General features: G+C 38.6%; 19 protein-coding genes and 1 pseudogene. 6 read left to right on the forward strand and 14 right to left on the reverse strand.

What is annotated here, in order from left to right:
• Positions 1–18 precede the first annotated feature (18 nt).
• From guaB to ACWIWK_RS06240, 3 genes are all read right to left on the reverse strand, one after another.
• Positions 19–1,464 (reverse strand): IMP dehydrogenase, encoded by a 1,446-nt coding sequence (guaB, locus tag ACWIWK_RS06230; protein WP_454151822.1) that lies wholly within the window; start codon positions 1,462–1,464, stop codon positions 19–21.
• Between the two features lie 37 nt (positions 1,465–1,501).
• Positions 1,502–2,902: an Asp-tRNA(Asn)/Glu-tRNA(Gln) amidotransferase subunit GatA gene (gene gatA / locus ACWIWK_RS06235; protein WP_454151823.1), complete on the reverse strand. Its 1,401-nt coding sequence runs from the start codon at positions 2,900–2,902 to the stop codon at positions 1,502–1,504.
• An 85-nt stretch (positions 2,903–2,987) separates the two neighbouring features.
• On the reverse strand, positions 2,988–4,988 hold the full coding sequence (locus ACWIWK_RS06240; RefSeq protein ID WP_454151825.1) for a methyl-accepting chemotaxis protein: 2,001 nt from the start codon (positions 4,986–4,988) through the stop codon (positions 2,988–2,990).
• Positions 4,989–5,150: 162 nt separating this feature from the next.
• Here ACWIWK_RS06240 and panC point away from each other — a divergent pair, with 162 nt between their 5' ends.
• From panC to ACWIWK_RS06260, 4 genes and pseudogenes are all read left to right on the forward strand, one after another.
• On the forward strand, positions 5,151–5,993 hold the full coding sequence (gene panC, locus ACWIWK_RS06245) for a pantoate--beta-alanine ligase (RefSeq protein ID WP_454151827.1): 843 nt from the start codon (positions 5,151–5,153) through the stop codon (positions 5,991–5,993).
• 109 nt (positions 5,994–6,102) lie between these two features.
• A complete protein-coding gene (locus tag ACWIWK_RS06250; protein WP_454151829.1) occupies positions 6,103–7,578 on the forward strand; it encodes a mannose-1-phosphate guanylyltransferase/mannose-6-phosphate isomerase in 1,476 nt (491 codons plus the stop codon).
• A gap of 124 nt (positions 7,579–7,702) precedes the next feature.
• Positions 7,703–8,812 carry a GDP-mannose 4,6-dehydratase gene (gmd, locus tag ACWIWK_RS06255; protein WP_454151831.1) on the forward strand — a complete coding sequence of 370 codons (1,110 nt, stop codon included), beginning with the start codon at positions 7,703–7,705 and terminating at the stop codon, positions 8,810–8,812.
• 653 nt (positions 8,813–9,465) lie between these two features.
• Positions 9,466–9,626, forward strand: a pseudogene (locus ACWIWK_RS06260) (IS1595 family transposase); the annotation flags it as partial.
• A 79-nt stretch (positions 9,627–9,705) separates the two neighbouring features.
• On the opposite strand, the gene ACWIWK_RS06265 reads toward ACWIWK_RS06260, so the two are convergent.
• From ACWIWK_RS06265 to ACWIWK_RS06275, 3 genes are all read right to left on the reverse strand, one after another.
• On the reverse strand, positions 9,706–10,656 hold the full coding sequence (locus ACWIWK_RS06265) for a glycosyltransferase family 10 domain-containing protein (protein WP_454151833.1): 951 nt from the start codon (positions 10,654–10,656) through the stop codon (positions 9,706–9,708).
• Between the two features lie 23 nt (positions 10,657–10,679).
• Complete coding sequence (locus ACWIWK_RS06270) at positions 10,680–11,651, reverse strand: alpha-1,2-fucosyltransferase (protein ID WP_454151835.1); 972 nt, start codon at positions 11,649–11,651, stop codon at positions 10,680–10,682.
• Positions 11,652–11,990: 339 nt separating this feature from the next.
• A complete protein-coding gene (locus tag ACWIWK_RS06275) occupies positions 11,991–12,155 on the reverse strand; it encodes a hypothetical protein (RefSeq protein ID WP_454151837.1) in 165 nt (54 codons plus the stop codon).
• Between the two features lie 297 nt (positions 12,156–12,452).
• Here ACWIWK_RS06275 and ACWIWK_RS06280 point away from each other — a divergent pair, with 297 nt between their 5' ends.
• On the forward strand, positions 12,453–12,611 hold the full coding sequence (locus ACWIWK_RS06280; RefSeq protein WP_454151839.1) for a hypothetical protein: 159 nt from the start codon (positions 12,453–12,455) through the stop codon (positions 12,609–12,611).
• Between the two features lie 7 nt (positions 12,612–12,618).
• Positions 12,619–12,795 carry an alpha-1,2-fucosyltransferase gene (locus ACWIWK_RS06285; RefSeq protein WP_454151841.1) on the forward strand — a complete coding sequence of 59 codons (177 nt, stop codon included), beginning with the start codon at positions 12,619–12,621 and terminating at the stop codon, positions 12,793–12,795.
• Between the two features lie 252 nt (positions 12,796–13,047).
• Here the strand turns inward: ACWIWK_RS06285 and ACWIWK_RS06290 are convergent, their stop codons facing one another.
• From ACWIWK_RS06290 to exbD, 8 genes are all read right to left on the reverse strand, one after another.
• Positions 13,048–14,148 (reverse strand): DegT/DnrJ/EryC1/StrS family aminotransferase, encoded by a 1,101-nt coding sequence (locus ACWIWK_RS06290; RefSeq protein WP_454151843.1) that lies wholly within the window; start codon positions 14,146–14,148, stop codon positions 13,048–13,050.
• A 1-nt stretch (position 14,149) separates the two neighbouring features.
• Positions 14,150–14,734 carry an acyltransferase gene (locus ACWIWK_RS06295; protein ID WP_454151845.1) on the reverse strand — a complete coding sequence of 195 codons (585 nt, stop codon included), beginning with the start codon at positions 14,732–14,734 and terminating at the stop codon, positions 14,150–14,152.
• On the reverse strand, positions 14,725–15,348 hold the full coding sequence (locus tag ACWIWK_RS06300) for an acyltransferase (RefSeq protein ID WP_454151847.1): 624 nt from the start codon (positions 15,346–15,348) through the stop codon (positions 14,725–14,727). The genes ACWIWK_RS06295 and ACWIWK_RS06300 overlap by 10 nt, the downstream gene beginning before the upstream one ends.
• An 18-nt stretch (positions 15,349–15,366) precedes the next feature.
• Positions 15,367–15,969, reverse strand: coding sequence for a class I SAM-dependent methyltransferase (locus tag ACWIWK_RS06305; protein WP_454151849.1), 603 nt, complete (start codon positions 15,967–15,969; stop codon positions 15,367–15,369).
• Positions 15,966–16,382 (reverse strand): hypothetical protein, encoded by a 417-nt coding sequence (locus ACWIWK_RS06310; protein ID WP_454151851.1) that lies wholly within the window; start codon positions 16,380–16,382, stop codon positions 15,966–15,968. The genes ACWIWK_RS06305 and ACWIWK_RS06310 overlap by 4 nt, the downstream gene beginning before the upstream one ends.
• Positions 16,383–16,420: 38 nt before the next feature.
• The gene (locus tag ACWIWK_RS06315; RefSeq protein ID WP_454151852.1) at positions 16,421–17,014 is read right to left on the reverse strand and encodes a dTDP-4-dehydrorhamnose 3,5-epimerase family protein; all 594 of its coding nucleotides are present in this window, start codon (positions 17,012–17,014) and stop codon (positions 16,421–16,423) included.
• Positions 17,015–17,098: 84 nt separating this feature from the next.
• Positions 17,099–17,761 (reverse strand): energy transducer TonB family protein, encoded by a 663-nt coding sequence (locus tag ACWIWK_RS06320; protein ID WP_454151853.1) that lies wholly within the window; start codon positions 17,759–17,761, stop codon positions 17,099–17,101.
• The gene (gene exbD, locus ACWIWK_RS06325; RefSeq protein ID WP_454151854.1) at positions 17,733–18,113 is read right to left on the reverse strand and encodes a TonB system transport protein ExbD; all 381 of its coding nucleotides are present in this window, start codon (positions 18,111–18,113) and stop codon (positions 17,733–17,735) included. The genes ACWIWK_RS06320 and exbD overlap by 29 nt, the downstream gene beginning before the upstream one ends.
• Between the last annotated feature and the right edge of the window lie 44 nt (positions 18,114–18,157).

The following is an 18,157-nucleotide window of genomic DNA, read 5'->3' on the forward strand; positions in this document are numbered from 1 at the left end:
TTCCTTATGTTTTTAGGTTTATCCGTGATAATTTGGTGCTTCTTTAGTAATATCCACATCGTGCACATGAGATTCTCTCAAGCCTGCGGCTGTAATCTCCACAAACTCTGCTTTGCGCCACAATTCTTCAATGCTTGATGAACCAAGATAGCCCATAGAGCTACGAAGTCCGCCTGTAAGCTGATGGATAACTTCGCTAATTTTCCCACGATATGGCACACGCCCCTCAATCCCCTCTGGGACGAGCTTATCTTGTGCTGTCCCCTCTTGGAAATATCTATCCGCACTCCCTTTGTTCATCGCACCAATGCTCCCCATACCACGATAATTTTTATATTGTCGCCCTTGATAGAGGATTAAATCACCCGGTGTTTCTTCTGTGCCTGCGAGTAGCGAGCCTATCATCACGCTAGAAGCACCAATAGCCAAAGCTTTTGCGACATCACCAGAATATTTTATCCCACCATCAGCGATAATTGGCACATTGTGCTTTTTGGCAGCTTGTGCGCACGCATCAATGGCAGAAACCTGTGGCATACCAACGCCCGCTACAATACGCGTAGTGCATATTGAGCCCGGACCAATGCCGACCTTTATCCCATCAGCACCCGCCTCTATGAGAGCTTTTGTGGCACTTGCTGTTACGACATTCCCCACCACGACATCAACGCTAAGTTTTTTCTTTACCTTTTTGACCGTTTCAATGACATTTTTAGAATGTCCGTGCGCAGAATCTAACACCAACACATCAACTCCCGCATCGACTAGCTCTTGCGCTCTCTCTATATCAAACACACCAAATGCTGCGCCCACACGCAATCGCCCAAAATCATCTTTGTTAGAATCTGGATATTCAATGCGCTTATGAATATCCTTAATGGTTATAAGTCCTTTTAGAGTATTATTTTTCCCAACTATTGGGAGTTTTTCGATTTTGTGCTTTTGCATCATTTCACGCGCTTGCTCAAGTGTCGTACCTACACTCGCTGTGATAAGGGGCATTTTCGTCATCACATCGCCGACTTTTTTCTTTAGATTGGTCTCAAAGCGCATATCACGGTTGGTTAAGATTCCAATAAGTTTGCTATGAGAATCCACCACAGGCACGCCAGAGATTCTGTAATTATCAGTAATTTGCTTTGCCTCTGCTAAAGTAGCGTCCGCTAAAATGTAAATAGGGTCAATAATAACACCACTCTCGCTTTTTTTTACCTTTCTTACTTGGTCTGCTTGAGATTTAATGTCCATATTTTTGTGGATTATACCAATCCCACCAGCACGCGCCATAGCAATAGCAGTCCTATATTCCGTTACTGTGTCCATCGCTGCAGAGACAATGGGAATGTTAAGTGTAATGTTTTTACTCAAACGAGTGCGCAAACTCACATCTTTGGGTAAAACCTCCGAATACGCTGGAATAAGCAACACATCTTCAAATGTTAAGGCTTTTTGTAGTGATTTCATTTATTCTCCCTTAATTATTTCTTATTTATACAATCTCTTATGAATTTCCAAGTTCCTTTTGCAATCCATACGCGACATTTAAAATCTCTTGCTCAGCTCCAAAAGCACCGATAAACTGCATTCCAATGGGAATCTCTTGTTTATCACTACTTGATGGCACGCAAATAGCAGGCAATCCAGCGAGATTCACACCAATAGTGTAAGTATCGCTAAGATACATTTCAAGTGGCGTGCTAGTCGCACCAAATTTTGGTGGGATTGTTGGAGCAATGGGCGTTAGCAACACATCGCAAGACGCAAATACATCGCTATATTGAGATTTAATGTATTCACGCATTTTTTGTGCCTTTAAGTAATACGCATCATAATATCCACTGCTAAGCACAAAGCACCCAAGCAATATACGCCTTTTGACTTCCTCACCGAAGCCTTGCGAGCGTGTGTTAAGATAAAGTTCTTTGAGATTGTTTGCTTGTGCCCTACTCCCATATCGCACGCCATCAAATCGCGCAAGATTAGAGCTGGCTTCTGCTGTGCTTAAAATATAATAAGTTGATATGTGATAATCTGTCTCTAGCATTGGCTTTTGTGAAAGAGCGTTTATGTCTATGATAGTATGTCCCATTGATTGAAGTATTTTTATAATTTCCTCATATCGCTTTTGTGTGGGCTCATCGGCTTTTTTTAGCCACTCTGGCAAGATTCCCACCTTGTAGCGCACATTGCTATCAAGGTTTTTAAATGTATTAGTCGCTGGGAGAGCCAAAGAAGTAGAATCTGCGCTATCGTGTCCGCTAATACTATCAAGTAAAATCGCACAATCTTCGACATTCTGCGTGATTGGTCCCACTTGGTCTAGGCTTGAGCTATACGCCACAAGTCCATAGCGACTCACGCGCCCATAGCTTGGCTTTAACCCCACGCAACCACAAAAACCAGCAGGCTGACGAATAGAGCCACCCGTATCGCTCCCAAGAGATGCAATAGCAAGCCCCCCGCCTACCGCAGCTGCTCCACCGCCAGAGCTACCACCCGGCACACGCGAAATATCACGCGGATTTTTCACGCGCCCATAGCAACTCGACTCACTTGTGCTTCCCATCGCAAACTCGTCCATATTAGCGCGTCCATAACCACACATTCCATTTGCGTGGAGATTCTCAATTACGGTGGCATTGTATGGGGATTTATATCCTTTTAAAATCTTGCTCGCACAGGTAATTTCCCAATCCTTAACACTAATGTTATCTTTAATGAGAATTGGCACGCCTAGTTTATTTTGCGTCTGCTTTGTGCTTGTAGAAATGGGAATCTCGCCGTTAGATTCCATAATATAGGCGTTGAGCTCAATATTTTGTGCGACTTTTTGTTTAATTTGGGTAAAAACCTCTTGGAGCTGTTCTTGGTTTAGGCTTAATGCCTGCTTTAGTGTAATCATTACAAAACCTTAAATAAAACAAATTTTGCGCACATTATAGCATTTAGAGTTGAGATTCTCCCCAACAAAACACCATTTTATTTCTTTAAATCTTAAATCTTGCAAGTGATTGGCTAATATCCTCTGTTTGTTGTTTAAGTTTATATTGCGTATCTTGCATTTGTGTGTTTATCCTTGCAAGCTCTTTAGCAAAAATATCAATTTGTTGCCCGTTGTCAATAAGATTAGAAACATTACTATTTACAACATTGCTCATTTCTTGAGAATCTAGTGATTTTTGGCTTGCCTGTGTGATAGATTGTGAAATGACATCAATATCACCCTGCATTGTCTCAAAACTTTGTGTGAGAGTATCCATCGACTTGACATTTGATTCTATTTGTGTATTGATTTCTTCAACTGACTGCACCACACTCTTAATCACTGCACTTGTTTCACTCACGCTTTTTGTAGTTTTTTCAGCGAGTTTTCGCACTTCATCAGCCACTACGGCAAACCCTCGCCCGTGCTCTCCTGCGCGTGCTGCTTCAATAGCGGCATTGAGGGCAAGGAGGTTTGTTTGCTCAGCAATATCTGTAATCATTGAAAGCACATTTTGAATATTTTGTGCTTCCTCTGCAAGAGAGCGAATCTTAAGCGCGCAATCTTGCTCCTTAGTTATGCTTTCTTGGACTTGTTGTCCAATATGCTCTACGACTTGTTTGGTGTTTTGCATATTATTTAAGACTTCTTGGAGTTGCTCCTTAGTGCTTAGCGATAGTTCAATGCTTTTATTGAGTAATTCGCGAGATTTTTCTCCTAAATTTGCATTATCTTGACTAATGTGTTCAATCTTATTGGTGTTAGAATCGAGCTCTTTTGAGACTTCATTTATGGTTTTTACCACTACTTGGTTGTTTTTAATCGCACCTAAAATATCTTTAAATATGTTATGCACATAGCGCAAAAATGTATTGAGTGAGCCTGCCATTTTACCCACTTCATCACTAGATTTTATTGTTATCTCCTCATTAAGTGCTTTATTGTTGGTAATGTAGAAAAGTTTATCATTCATCACATTAAGGTTACTCAAAATATTTTTCGTAATAATCACACACAATGCGAGCGTAAGCACCAACACAACAACCTCTATGGTTAAAGATTGCCAAAAACTTGCACTCTGTTGTTCATAATCACTTTGAAGCGCAAGTTTAAGATTATTTACCACACCATCTTCTATATCTTTTAAAATATTGATTTTTTGCGTGATAGTATCAAACCACACCTTTGCTTCTATGCCATATTCGCCCTCTTTATACTTTTGTTTGATAATTTGGCGCATTTTTTCAACTTCTTCAAAACTTTGATTGTGTAAAGATTTTTCAAATGCCTCGATACTTTTTGTATCACTAAAATCCTTAAAAGCATTATTGTATGATTCTTGTTTGGCAAGCAAACTTATAAAGGTATTATACTGCGTATCACTTGCTGGAGATTTGCCCGCAAATATAGCATTTGCTGTGGCACGCTCTAAGCCTGCACTCTCTTTGGCTTGTAAAAAATTGAGATAACCAAAAAGCAATCTTGTAATATCACCTTCTTCTATGAGCCTTGTTGATTCTACAATGCTGTGAAGTAAGTTTGTTATTGTGTCTGTATAAAAGCCAATGGTTTGAGGCAAAGCTGGCGTTTGACTTATAGAGTTATCAGCATTTGAGCGCACAGATTGCAAATCCTTTAACCCATCTAAACTCTTTTGTAAAATTGCCTTGTATCCTACGCTTAAATCCTTAGAAACTCCCACGCTAGTTTGTAAATTCAAAAGCGCGTTATCGGTAAGTTTGCGTTGCTCTTTTAATTCATTTGCAAAATTATTCCCCCTACTGCTTAAAAATCCTGCACTCAATCCTCGTTCTTTTTGCATTTCGTGGACCAATAAAGAAAGTTTTTCTGATATTGTGATTTGCATTTGAAGTTGTTTGGTTGTTTGAAGTTGTTGTTCTGTTTGATAAAGCGAGCCAAGCATTACAACCAACATTGCAAAAAGTGGCAATAATACAAGCAAGAGAATCTTAATTTTAAGTGAAATTTTATTAAGCAATGCCATAGCAAACTCCTCAAAAAAAGTAATACACCAAACAAAGTATCCAAGCATTATAGCAAAATTTATATCACAAATAATACTATCTTTTTGTTATTGATAGTTTTTAAGCTTTAGGCAAGGCATAAAAGTTGCTAAATTCCTACTCAATTCAACAAAGGGGCTTTTATGCGACTTTTACGCACCATTAAAGAAGTGAGAGATTTTAGGATAGAGTGTCAATCATTAGGTTTAGTGCCGACAATGGGCGCACTACACAATGGGCACAAAAGCCTAATGCAAGAATCTCTAGCCAATAATTCTCATACTTTAGTGAGCATTTTTGTCAATCCCACACAATTTGCACCAAATGAAGATTTTGACACTTATCCACGCGACTTGCAAAAAGATTTAGACATTTGTGAGAATCTTGGTGTAAGCGCGGTATTTGCACCAAATATAGAAGAAATCTACCCACTAGATTCTCATAGCCTTAGTGCGCACGATGAAACCACCCTAAACCCACCCCGCACTATGGGATATATTTTAGAGGGATTTAGTCGACCGAGCCATTTTGCGGGTGTTTTGCAAGTGGTGCTTAAACTCTTTAACCTCACAAACCCAACTCGCGCGTATTTTGGCAAAAAAGATGCCCAACAAGTCCTCCTCATACAAAAAATGGTGCGTGATTTATTCTTGCCCGTTGAGATTGTGCCTTGCGAGATTGTGCGTGATGTCGATGGGCTAGCTCTAAGCTCACGCAATGTCTATCTAAGCCCAAAAGAGCGAGAATCTGCACTATGTATCCCAAAATGTATTGACCTTATCGCCTCACAGATTCAAAACGGCATAGAAAATGTCGCCACGCTTGAATCAATGGCAAGAGAGTGCTTGCGTGAAGTAGAGTTAGAATACGCGAGGTTTTATTCACGCACACTTAAACCCATACAAAAAGTGCAAAAGACAAAAAGCATTTTTCTTATCGCAGTAAAAGTTGGCAAAACACGATTGATTGACAACTTGTGGTATTAGATTCTATAAATCCAAGATTTAATAATGTGTTATTTGCTTATGTGCTTTGATTTTTAGTTATAATATCTACCTAAGTTTATCAATACTTTAAATTCTTTAGGAACAAATAATGACCAATCTTATCCTTTGTGGTGGTAGTGGGACGAGGCTTTATCCGCTCTCGCGTGGCAATTTCCCTAAACAATTTTTGCCCCTTTTTGAGAAGCAAAGCCTCTATGAGCTCACCCTCAAGCGCAATGCCAAAATCTGCCAACACACGATTATCGCGGTAAATAATGAGCAGTATTTTTTAGCCCAAAATCTTTATGAAAATCTCTGTGAGGGCGAAAAAATCACGCCAAATGCGCATTTCCTCGTAGAATCAAAAAGTTGCAACACTGCCCCTGCGATAACGCTATCAATCCTTAGCCTACTAGAAACTAGCATTTCCCAAGACCAAATCGTGCTAATCACGCCAAGCGACCACTTAATCCGCGATGAAAATGCCTACAAACAAGCCATTCAAAAAGCTAAAGACTACGCACAGCAAGATTTTCTCGTGTGCTTTGGCATTACGCCAAAAGCAATAGAAACGGGCTTTGGCTATATCCACGCTGGCGCAAATGATGAAGTGAAAGGATTTTATGAAAAGCCAAGCTACAAGCAGGCAAAGGAATTTATAGAATCTGGAGAATTTTTCTTTAACGCGGGGATTTTTTGCTTCAAAATCAGCGCGTTTTTAGAGCAGATGAAAATTCACGCCCCAAAGATTTTGCAAGAATGTCAAAAAGCACTAAACCACACGCTACAAAGTAGCACAAACCAAATTAGGGGGGGGGCAAATAATAAAAACAAACAAGGCGATGAAAGCGCGCAATCTCGCACGATAAAAATCGCTGATATGAGCGCAATCCCCGCAGATAGCATCGACTACGCGCTAATGGAAAAATGCAAAGCCCTAAAATGCGTAAGCGTAGATATGGGCTGGAGCGATTTGGGGAGCTTTGATAGCCTCTATGATGAGCTCGCAAAAACAAATGCCGATGAAAATGCCAATGTCGCCCCGCAGGATTCTATTTTATTGCAATCAAAGGCAAATCTCTTTGTAAGCAGTAGCCAAAACAAGCGCATTTGCGCGGTGGGCGTAGAAAATCTCATCGCCATAGATTCGCCTGACACACTTTTGCTTTGCAAAAGAGGAGAATCCCAACAAGTAAAGCAAATCGCCCAAATCGCGCAAAAAATACAAAACAACGATGAGTGCTACCATACCATAACGCGCCCTTGGGGGAACTACACCGTCCTAGAAGTCGCAAATGGCTACAAACTCAAACGAATCGAAGTCAAGCCAAACAAGCGTCTAAGCCTACAAAAGCACTACCACCGAAGCGAGCATTGGATAGTGCTAAGCGGGAGTGCAACCGTAACCATAGAGGGCAAAACCCAGCTAGTGCGGGCAAATGAAAGCGCATACATACAAATGGGGCAGGTTCATCGCCTAGCAAACGAGGGCAAAATCCCCCTTGTCATCGTAGAAGTCCAAGTAGGGCAATACACGGGCGAAGATGACATCGTGCGGATAGAAGATGACTTTGCGCGGGGCTAGAGCAAAAAGATAGAGGTTTGCCAAATGCGTGGCTTTGTAAAAAGATTAGTTTGATAAAGCGTGTGCAAAATCTTAAATGGGCTTGAATTTGGCTTTAAATTTTAAAATTTAAAAAGGAGCATAGATGAAAAAAGCACTTATCACAGGGATTACAGGGCAGGACGGCGCATATTTGGCGGAATTTTTACTCAATAAGGGCTATGAGATTCACGGCATAAAGCGCAGAGCTTCACTCTTTAACACCGATAGAATCGACCATATTTATCAAGATTTTCACACGCAAAATAATAATTTTTTCCTGCATTACGGCGATTTGACAGATTCGATGAATCTTACCCGCATTATCCAAGAAGTGCAACCAGATGAGATTTACAATCTCGCTGCGATGAGCCATGTAGCCGTATCCTTTGAGACACCAGAATACACCGCAAACGCCGATGGCATAGGAACTTTGCGGATTTTAGAAGCGGTGCGGCTTTTGGGATTGACAGACAAAACTAAAATCTATCAAGCCTCCACAAGTGAGCTTTATGGGCTTATTCAAGGCTGTCCGCAAAATGAAAAAACGCCATTTTATCCGCGCTCTCCGTATGCGTGCGCGAAGCTCTATGCGTATTGGATTACGATAAACTACCGCGAAGCGTATAATATTTTTGCAAGCAATGGCATTTTGTTTAACCACGAAAGCCCCATTCGTGGCGAGACATTCGTTACGCGTAAAATCACGCGCGCAGTGGCAAAAATCGCGCTTGGCTTGCAAGAGAAGCTGTATTTGGGAAATCTAAGTAGCAAACGCGATTGGGGACACGCAAAGGACTATATCGAGGCGATGTATTTGATTTTGCAACAAGAGGTGGCAGAAGATTTTGTCATCGCCACAGGGGTAACGACTGAAGTGCGTGAGTTTGTGCGAAAGGCGTTTGAAATTGTTGGTATCGAAATCGAATTTATCGGTGAAGGCGTAAATGAAAAAGGCATCATAAAGGCGTGTCGTGGCGATTACAAGCTAGAAAAAGGCAAAGTCGTAGTCGAAGTAGATAGCGGATATTTTCGCCCCACAGAAGTGGATTTGTTGCTAGGCGACTCTACCAAAGCGCGTGAGAAGCTCGGGTGGAAGCCCAAATATGATTTAGACTCGCTTATCAAAGATATGATGCAAAGTGATTTGAAGCTAATGCAAAAGGACAAATTTTTGCAAGACAATGGCTATAAAATTTTGCGATATTTTGAGTAGGATTTATGGGATTTGCTAGATAAAATGTTCGAGTGAGATTTTGGAATTAAATATTTTGCGAATGTAGTTATGTAATTTTAATTTTCAAGCTAGCGAAGTAGGTATGTTTATTTTTGACTCAATAATAAAATTTAATCTCAAACAAAAGATATTAAAACTAGGACTGCACTCTAAATTTATTTTAACAAAATTTTAAGTAGCGGGTTGTATACCTGTTTTTATTGTATATATCACTCTTTTTTATATTTATTAAAGTAGGTTGAGTCCAAAATATTTTAGGCACAAGACAACTTAATCTCACATAAGGGAGCCTTAAGTTATGATGTCAGCGATAAAAAACAAGTATATTGCTACACATAAAAACCTTTGCAAGAATTTCAGAGGCTAAAACAAGAGAGATTTAAAAAAAGATTCTTAAATATATTTCCTACTTCGCTTACACTCGTAGCTTTTGTAAGAAGTCTTGATATTGAGGCTGTTAAAATTGCAAAATTAAGCAAAATTTCTCGCCAAAGTGTCAATAAAATTTGCAAAAACATTAGAATCTTAATCACAAAAGAATGTGAGAAAATATCTAAATTAAATGGCGAAATAGAGATTGATGAAAATTATTTTTTTGCTTCGTTTCGCTTGTAGCTACAAGCAGAATGCGCTATGCAAAACATAGATTAAGCAAATTAAAGGAATCAAAAAAGAGAATTTCTTGCTTCACTTAAAAGAAACAGAATTTAGGTATAATACTCAAATTAAACAGCAAGATTTGTATAAAATCTTATTAAAAATGATAAGAAAACAACCGCTTAAGTTGTCTTGAGTCTTATTTAAAATAAGCCACATACTATAACATTCAGCTCATTGTTATGAAACACGACATAAAACTTATGGTTATGTGCTTATTTTTTACTAAAATAATTTTCCCATAGATAGTCATATTTGCTTGTGTATTGCTCCATTACGCGTTTGTAATTATCTAGCACGGCGGGGAGTCTGCGCTCGTATTCTTGCGGTGTGCATTGTTTGAGAACTTCTTTAATGTCACTTTTTGTGGTGATTTTGATAATACCTTCGCTATTAAAAAACTTATCAATCTCCGTTGCGCCAAGATAAATGGGAATCGTTTGCGCTGCAAAAGCGGAAGTCAGTCTTTCTGTAAAAAGATATGGTTGCACATCATTTTCTATACAAATAGTGAATCTATAATCATTGAGTGTATCGCTAATATTTTTCACATACCCCCCCCCGTCAAATCGCCCAAAAGTATCGCAAAGATTTTCGCGTTTGCAACGCAATGCCAAATCAATGCGGAATTTATGCAATTCACACATAATCTTATCACTACTCAAAAAACTTACATTTTTGCTCTTTTTGGTGTATAAATCAGGCGCAATCGAATCTTCATTCCAAATCTCTGATGCAAATGGCACAAAACGCGCATTACTTATCGAATCTAAAATTTTTGCAGAGCTAGTAAAAATCAGGTCAAAGTCTTTCTCTAGTCCTTTGTGCCTATCAAAAATTTTGTAGTCATTAGGAACGAAAATTTCTGCTTCTAAGAGCATTCCATAGCGTCTTTTTGGTTTTCCAATTGTTTCTAACATAGAGTTATTAGTGTAAAAATGTGTTTGCAACCCGAAGTTATATCTATCCCATAAGATTCGCCGTGAGCGTGTAGTGCCAGCGTGTGCGCAGTGAATATCGCGAATAAAAAAGACTTCTAATTTTTCGCCAAATTCGTTATAAACATTCAAATCGTTCTGCCCTATTGGAGTAGATAGATTGTAGTGTGGGTAATAGATTTTGCCATAAATTTTATGATGGGCATTTAACAAACATTTTTTAAACATCACTTCTCCCAAAACTTTTCATTTTATTTGAAAACCAAATATCCAAGTAGAAATGTATAAATAGCTAATATTACACACATTGCATTAAAAAGTCCTTTATATTTTTTGTATTTTTTTGTTATTTTGCTTTCTGGTATAAATTCCTCAAAAAGTTTATGTTTTGGAATAATAGTTTGCGGACGAACATATACATACACATTGTCTAAGTTTGGAGATTCCATATAATCCAGATTTTTACACATCCAAAGTGTTGTTTTCTTGTTTTTAGATAAAAGTTTAGCCATAGGACCGAATGACCCATTCGATGAAATAATGTGTTTGCACCAAGTTAGTAAATAAAAATCTAAATAGCCTTTGGTTTGGTCGTTTTTATTGCATATCCTATATTTTATATCTTTACTTAAATGCGGAACTATATTTTCTTTTACCCATTCAGGCGTATCTGAAAACAAATAAAAATAAACATTTTTGTTTGTTTTGTTGATGATATTTATTGTCTCTAAAAAATATTTTACATCTGCAGGAGAACCATACACTGGGTGAAACTCTGATAAATCACCTCTTCTGCAATGGACACCACAAGAATTTGTCTCTTGAATTTCTTTTAATAATTTATATTGTTCGCTATTTGTATCATCAAATTCTTTTGGATGAAAGGCTTGTAAAAAAAAATCTTTATATTTCGCTATAAAAAATTCATCTTGTCTATATCCTCCAACATAGGCTGGTGGAATAATATCCAAAGTAGATAGTTTCGGTTTTGTTGTATATTTTTGTTTATACAAAGTAATTTCTTCTTTAGAGGCAGATTCTATCGTTATACTTGGAAATGCTTTATCTAAAGCATAAGTCCCTTGCGGCAAATCTGCATTTTCTTCATACCAAGACATATCATATTTTACTTGATAACCTTTATCTTGGAAATACTTTCCAAGTGCCATAAAACATATTTGTGAACATAAACCGCCATCCATATAGAGGATTATTTTTTGCATTTTACAACCTTTTATTTTAAATATTTAGCAAAATAAATTCTTATTTTGCACAAAATCCTAGCTCAACATATACAAGTTTGTATTATATCTAATTTTTTAGATTGTGGCAAGAAAATCTCTTTGTTTGACTCCTTTCCCAAGTTCTTTTGAGAAATATGGCGTAAATTTAAGTGTGGATTATCAGCAAAATATCAAATAAACCTTAACTCACACAAAAGATTAAGAGTTAATCCCCCCCCCCCTATTTTGATAAAGCATAAATGCGCTATGGATTAGCACTCTCCCACCAAAGCACTCTTTTTAAGCTATTAAGCCTTCATTTAGCGTTAGTCCATTATTTTACATAGAGATTCCAAAATCAAAATAAATTTTATCGCTATATTTGTCAAGCAAGGTTACCATTACCAAGTCCAAAGCTCCGATTTCGAGCCTTTTATGTAAGTTTGCGATATATTGCACATGTGCGACATTTGGGGTTTCATAGATTACCACACCAGGGTGCATTTCACGCCTACTATAAGAAGCATAGAGTTTGATATTTTTCGGGAATTTGTTTGAAAGATAGATTAGCTCATCTGCGCTATGAGTTGGCTTTGCGTCGTGATGTGTGACTAGGATTTCGCTTAATAGCGTAATATAGCCACTTTAATAGATATTGGTTTTTTAGGATTAAGCATTTATTTGACATATCGCGTAGGATTTGTACTTAAAATGCCACTATATAGCGCGAATCTCACACTCAAAAAGCACATTTGAAATACGCAAAATTCGGTATTTTTACATATTTGCAGGAGTAACTATTTGCAATTAAGTGAATATTATACGAATCTTCACAGAGGTAAGTATTATGAGGGTGCGATTTTGCACATCAAATCTAAACTCAAAAAACCGTATATCTTCATTTTTAGCAACCATATTGAGTGGCGTGAGCGCATTTTTTTTGGCGATGCTAAACAATGAATCTAAAATGGAACAATGTTTGAATTTATTGCAAAACAGTGGCGAATATAGCGTAGCACAAGAAATAAAGCTAATGTGCTATTGCCAAAATTCAATAATAGCAAATAGTGCTTTTAGTTGGTGGGCAGGATATTCGATAGTAATCCGCGCAAAAATGTTGTTATATCAAACGCTTGTGCTGTAGGCTTTAAAGCTATAACTTACAGCAACAAATCGCAAGTTTATTTAGTCTAACCTCAATCAAAGAAAAATATCAAAAGAACTTAATCTCTAACAAATGAGATTTTAAACTATGATGTGATAAAAACAAACTTTTGTATTTTTTTAAAATGGGTTGTATCCTTGTTTTTTATTGCATTAATCGTAATTAATATTTTTTTGTTATATTAAAGTTGTCCTAAATCAATTAAATGACCAAATAATCAGCGATTGCTAATTAGTTTATAGATTCACCATAAAACTCCCCTATTTTCTCGCAGATATACCCTACTTCATCATCGCTTAGTTGCGTGGCTGAGGGTAGCCATAGCCCTTTTTGCCCGATGAGATTTGAGACTTTATGCTCACCGCTTACTTGATAAGCCACTTGCTTATTTATGGGCGGATACATTACGCGTGTGCCGATATTGTTGCGTTTTAAGAACTCTTGGAGTTCCTCTCGCCTCTCACACAAGCTGTCATAAAACCACGGCACCGTGCAACTTAAATCCTGCTTAAAAAGCTCTATGCCTTTGACATTTTGCAACCCCTTTTCATAAAGCCTATAAATCTCTTTTTTACGCGCGATTCTAGATTCTAGCTTTTTCATCTGCTCGATTCCCACACAGGCTTGAAGTTCCGTAAATTTAAAATTATAGCCTATGGTGTCGTGTATGTCATTTCCCCCGCCACTACGCCCGAAGTCTTTTAACTTGCGGATTTTAGAAGCTAGATTATCGTCATTTGTGATAAGCGCACCGCCCTGCCCTGTGGAGATGATTTTAGGCGCGGAGAAAGAAAAGCTCCCAATCGCTCCCATCGTGCCGATATGTTTGCCATTTGGATAAAATGAGCCAAGCGATTGTGCGCTATCCTCGATAAGAGCGAGACTACGCTCTTTGCAGAGATTTACAAAGGCTTCAATCCCCGCTTTTGGATAGCGTCCATTTGCACTCACTAGCATTATCGCCTTTGTGCGTGGCGTGATAGCCTCCTTTGCCCGCTCTATATCCATACACAAAGTTTCGCGCTCCACATCGACAAACACGGGCTTTGCGCCTATCATTTTCACCGAATTTGGCGTGGCTATCATCGTGTAATTTGGCACGATGACTTCATCACCCGCTTCAATGCCAACCGCCAATGCCCCAAGGGTTAGGCTTATCGTGCCGTTATTTACCACGATACAATGCTTTGCACCCGTGAAATCGGCTATCATTTGCTCAAATTTCTCTGTGCGTTTAAATTCTGTCAAAAAGCCATCTTCGTCCATATATTCGCTTAACGCACGCTTTTCCTCCGCGCCAAACCACGGACGCATTTGCATAATAAATTCCATTTCACTCTCCTTTAATTGAATCTAAAAATTCCTTTTCAAGTTTCAGTAATTTCTTACTTCTCTCTTTTATCCTTTTGGCTGGGATTCCAGCATAGATTCCAAAGGGTTTAGTCGAATCTTTTACCATACTCATAGCACCTATACTACTACCTTGCGCTAATGTAACGCTTGGCATTATTAGCACACCAGAGCCTATAAGAGAATGCTTTTGCACTTCGATTTTGCCTTTTTGGGTATTTTTGAATCTTTCAGGCGCACACGAAGTTACCATACTTTCGCCAGAATAATCATCAGAGCTACAAAGAAGCCGAGAATATGAGCCTATATTGACAAAATCCCCTATTGTAATGCCAAGATTCCCAGCATTTAGAAAGCAATACGATGCTATATGCACATAGCTACCTATCTCAATATTCCCAGATAAAATACAAAAACTCCCTATCCGCACATTTGAGCCAATAGAGATTCGCTCAGGTTTGTAAATTGGCGTTAATCTATCAATCATCACATTTTCACCTAAATTTTTAAAATTCATTGATTCTAACTCTTTGCGTGTAAAAAATATTTCTTGCTCTTTTAGGCGCATAGCTTACCTCCAAAAAGAGCAGATAAATCACATAAATCAATGTGATTCCCCCCCCCCGATAGAAGTTTTTCTTCGAGCGCAAGGATATTTTGCTCTCGTGTGCCTATATATCTAGCGGGAGCACCAAAATATATGCCAAAGGGCTTTGTAGGTTTGGTTAGCATACTCATCGCGCCTAGCACCGTGCCGATTTCTAAACTTGCTCCGGGCAAAAGCAATGCTCCGCTCCCCATTAAAGCGTGTTTTTTGAGTATGATTTTTTGGCTATCATCTTTACGAAACGATTCTGGCACGGTAGGATTAGCCAAAAAATTACCGCTATAATCACTTGATGAAGTGATGATGCGACTATATGCAGACATTCCGCTAAATGCTTCAAGTTCGATTCCCGCTGCGCCATTTAAAAAACAATATGAAGCAATATGCACATAATCGCCTATGGTAATATCGCCCGATAAAATGCAAAAACTTCCTATACGGACATTTGAACCGATAGAAATTTTCTCTGGTCTATAAATAGGCGTAAGCCTATCAATCAAAACATTTTCGCCCAAACTCTTAAAATTCATCGCCTCTAACTCTGTGCGTGAGAAAAACATATCATTTACATTCATTGTCTTATCCTTTGATATTTAGATTTTTGTCGCTTCGACATTAAGCGAGATTAAAATCCCATTTTCTTTATCCATATGCGGATAATAGGCTTGTGAGTGGTCATCATAATCCTTGTGAATTGTTGTTCGCCAATCATATCGTCGCACATCGCTAAAGCCATTAGATTGTAGAAATTCGCTTAAAAGCGTAAAATTCCACACGGTTTTATGGTATATCATTAAATCCCCCCCCCCGATAGAATCTTTTGCATTAGAATCGTTGCAATTAGGATTTTGCGCGTTGGCATTTTTCACGCTCATTCTGCCATAGAGCGGTCCTAGCACCTTTGTCAAATCGCCTGTGAGATGATACACTTCGATAAGTTTGTCAAAGTCTGGCACGGCAAGGCGCAATGTCCCGCCTTTTTTAAGCACTCGATGCCATTCTTTAATGACATTTACCGCCTCAAATCTATCAAAATACTCAAAACTATGCGAACTATAAATCAGCTCCGCGCTTTCATCTTCAAACATCGATAAATCATCAATGCTACTTTTGTAGTGAATATGTGGCATATCGCATAAATCCACATTGATAAAATCAGGGATATTTCTATGCCAGCACCCAAGGTGGAGTTTCACTGCTCTATCCTCCTTCTATCAAGCTCTGCGCCCACATAAGGACCATTTTTGACTTCTAGCACTTGTGTGCCATTCTCAAGTATGTCATATCCGTGCGCCCCGCGAAGCATTATCAAAATATCTCCCGCCACTGCTTCAAACTCCTCGACAAAGTTTTCTTTTGTGTCATAGATTCGCGCTTTTATGCGCCCTTTTTTGATAAAAAGCACCTCTTGCGTCCAATACACCTTGCGCTCGACTTCATTGTGAATATGCGCTAGGAGCTTTTTGCCACTATCATAGCCCCAAAATCCCACTTGGATAAACTCATCATCATTTGAAAAAAAGTTTAACCCGCCATTTTTAGAATCCACGCAATCAGCCTCGCTAATATGCCTTGCTAACACTAAATCGCCTTCTTTTATTTCTCGCATTGTTGCTCCTTTTTACAATTTAAATTCTGAATCTACGCCTATTTTGCGCCCTCACTTGTGCCACGATTCACACTTTGCAAATCGCGCGATGAAAGGACGGGCGTAACGCCATTTAGCTCCCAATCAATGCCGATTTTCTCGTCATTATAGGGAAGCGAAAACTGCTCTGGCGCGTCTATATACTCGCCATCATAAGCAAGTTTGTAATGATAAATCGCTTCTTTACTTCGCACAAAATACGCATTGCCCATATTTGGCGGGATTAAAATAAATTTTTGTGCGTTTTTGCTAGAATCTGTGCTCGTGGTATTTGCGCTAATGTAAAATTTCTCATACGCCAAATATGTCGGGCTATCCTTACGGCAATCCACCACCACTTGCAAAATCTCGCCATACACGCAAGATACGAACTTGTAAGATTTATTGTCGCCGTGGATTCCGCGCAGGACATTTTGGGTAGAGTGCGAGAATTTATCGTGCTTGAAAGAAAGACCTTTTGGGAGAAGCGCGTCAATTTGTTCTTGTAAAAACGAAGTGTAGATATTGCCACGATTATCGCTAGCAATGCTTGGTGTGATGATATACACACCTTTGATTTTGGTGGATTCTACAATGCTAAACTCTATCATCACGCCACCTTTTGTTTTAAGAATTCAACAAAAACTCTATTTTGTTTAATGAATCTTAACAAAATAATTCTTAAAAATGGCAAATTCTTAAAGTCTTTTGAGTTTATATTCTAGTGGAATCTCAAGTCGTAAGTTTTTAGTTACGCGAGGGAAATGCTTGGAGGCATCTTTTATCGCCTTGATAGCATATCGATTGAAGTCATCGTGCTTAGATGGACGCACTACGTGTATATTAGTAACCTTGCCATCAGTATAGATGACAAATTCTACCAATACTTCATCTTCAAGCCTGCGTTTAACCATCATCGGTGGATGTTTTTGTTTTTTGTTTATTTCTCTTCTAATTTGCGAATACAGCTCGTTGTGCTCACCTTCGTGGTATGTAAGCGTTTCGATTACATCGCCTTCGTTTTGCTGATTTGCTTGGGCTGCTCTTGTTGATTGAGAAGATTCCTCTTGTTGGATATGCTCTTGGATAGGATTTGCCGTGTGGTGAGGTCTTGGCTTAGGCTTATGATGGCGTCTTGGCTTAGGTTTTGGCTCGTGAGAATCTTCATTGCTTGGATTTTGGATAGTCGCAAGAGAGAGCATAACTTCATTCATACCATTTTCTTCTACTACGCTTTGACGCACAAAATCAACAAAACACAATGCCACAGCTATATGCAATATCAAAGAACATAAAAATCCCACGCGCATAGGCGTGAAAAAGCATTCGGCATTATTTTTTTGTTGTGGCAATACTGACATTTTCGTGTCCTCTTTCTTTTAAAATATCTGCGATTTGAACAAAAATATCAAACTTCGCATTTTTATCAATCTCAAGTTTTAAAAGCACTTTAGAATCAAGCTCCGAAATTCGTTCCTTGAGAGTGTCTATATCTACTGCCACATTATCATAAAAAATCTCACCCTCCTCTTTGACTGAAAGTGTAATGATTTGAGATTCTGTGGGAGTGCTCTCTTGGCTAGAATTAGGAAGCTCGACTTTTATCTGTCCTTGCGCGATAAAGGTAGAGACGCTTAGCACGATAGCCAAAAGCACTAGCATTACATCAATAAGTGGGATAACATTCAATCCGTCTTTTTTAGGAAGCCTCATAGCATATACTCCATAATTAGCTTTATCCTCATAATTCAATCAAA

It is taken from the genome of Helicobacter sp. 23-1048 (assembly GCF_053654545.1).

Coding starts and splice junctions, on each gene's coding strand:
- guaB (WP_454151822.1), bottom strand. CDS start 1,464: ATGAAATCACTACAAAAAGCCTTAACATTTGAAGATGTGTTGCTTATT.
- gatA (WP_454151823.1), bottom strand. CDS start 2,902: ATGATTACACTAAAGCAGGCATTAAGCCTAAACCAAGAACAGCTCCAA.
- ACWIWK_RS06240 (WP_454151825.1), bottom strand. CDS start 4,988: ATGGCATTGCTTAATAAAATTTCACTTAAAATTAAGATTCTCTTGCTT.
- panC (WP_454151827.1), top strand. CDS start 5,151: ATGCGACTTTTACGCACCATTAAAGAAGTGAGAGATTTTAGGATAGAG.
- ACWIWK_RS06250 (WP_454151829.1), top strand. CDS start 6,103: ATGACCAATCTTATCCTTTGTGGTGGTAGTGGGACGAGGCTTTATCCG.
- gmd (WP_454151831.1), top strand. CDS start 7,703: ATGAAAAAAGCACTTATCACAGGGATTACAGGGCAGGACGGCGCATAT.
- ACWIWK_RS06265 (WP_454151833.1), bottom strand. CDS start 10,656: ATGTTTAAAAAATGTTTGTTAAATGCCCATCATAAAATTTATGGCAAA.
- ACWIWK_RS06270 (WP_454151835.1), bottom strand. CDS start 11,651: ATGCAAAAAATAATCCTCTATATGGATGGCGGTTTATGTTCACAAATA.
- ACWIWK_RS06275 (WP_454151837.1), bottom strand. CDS start 12,155: ATGCACCCTGGTGTGGTAATCTATGAAACCCCAAATGTCGCACATGTG.
- ACWIWK_RS06285 (WP_454151841.1), top strand. CDS start 12,619: ATGGAACAATGTTTGAATTTATTGCAAAACAGTGGCGAATATAGCGTA.
- ACWIWK_RS06290 (WP_454151843.1), bottom strand. CDS start 14,148: ATGGAATTTATTATGCAAATGCGTCCGTGGTTTGGCGCGGAGGAAAAG.
- ACWIWK_RS06295 (WP_454151845.1), bottom strand. CDS start 14,734: ATGCGCCTAAAAGAGCAAGAAATATTTTTTACACGCAAAGAGTTAGAA.
- ACWIWK_RS06300 (WP_454151847.1), bottom strand. CDS start 15,348: ATGAATGTAAATGATATGTTTTTCTCACGCACAGAGTTAGAGGCGATG.
- ACWIWK_RS06310 (WP_454151851.1), bottom strand. CDS start 16,382: ATGCGAGAAATAAAAGAAGGCGATTTAGTGTTAGCAAGGCATATTAGC.
- ACWIWK_RS06320 (WP_454151853.1), bottom strand. CDS start 17,761: ATGTCAGTATTGCCACAACAAAAAAATAATGCCGAATGCTTTTTCACG.
- exbD (WP_454151854.1), bottom strand. CDS start 18,113: ATGAGGCTTCCTAAAAAAGACGGATTGAATGTTATCCCACTTATTGAT.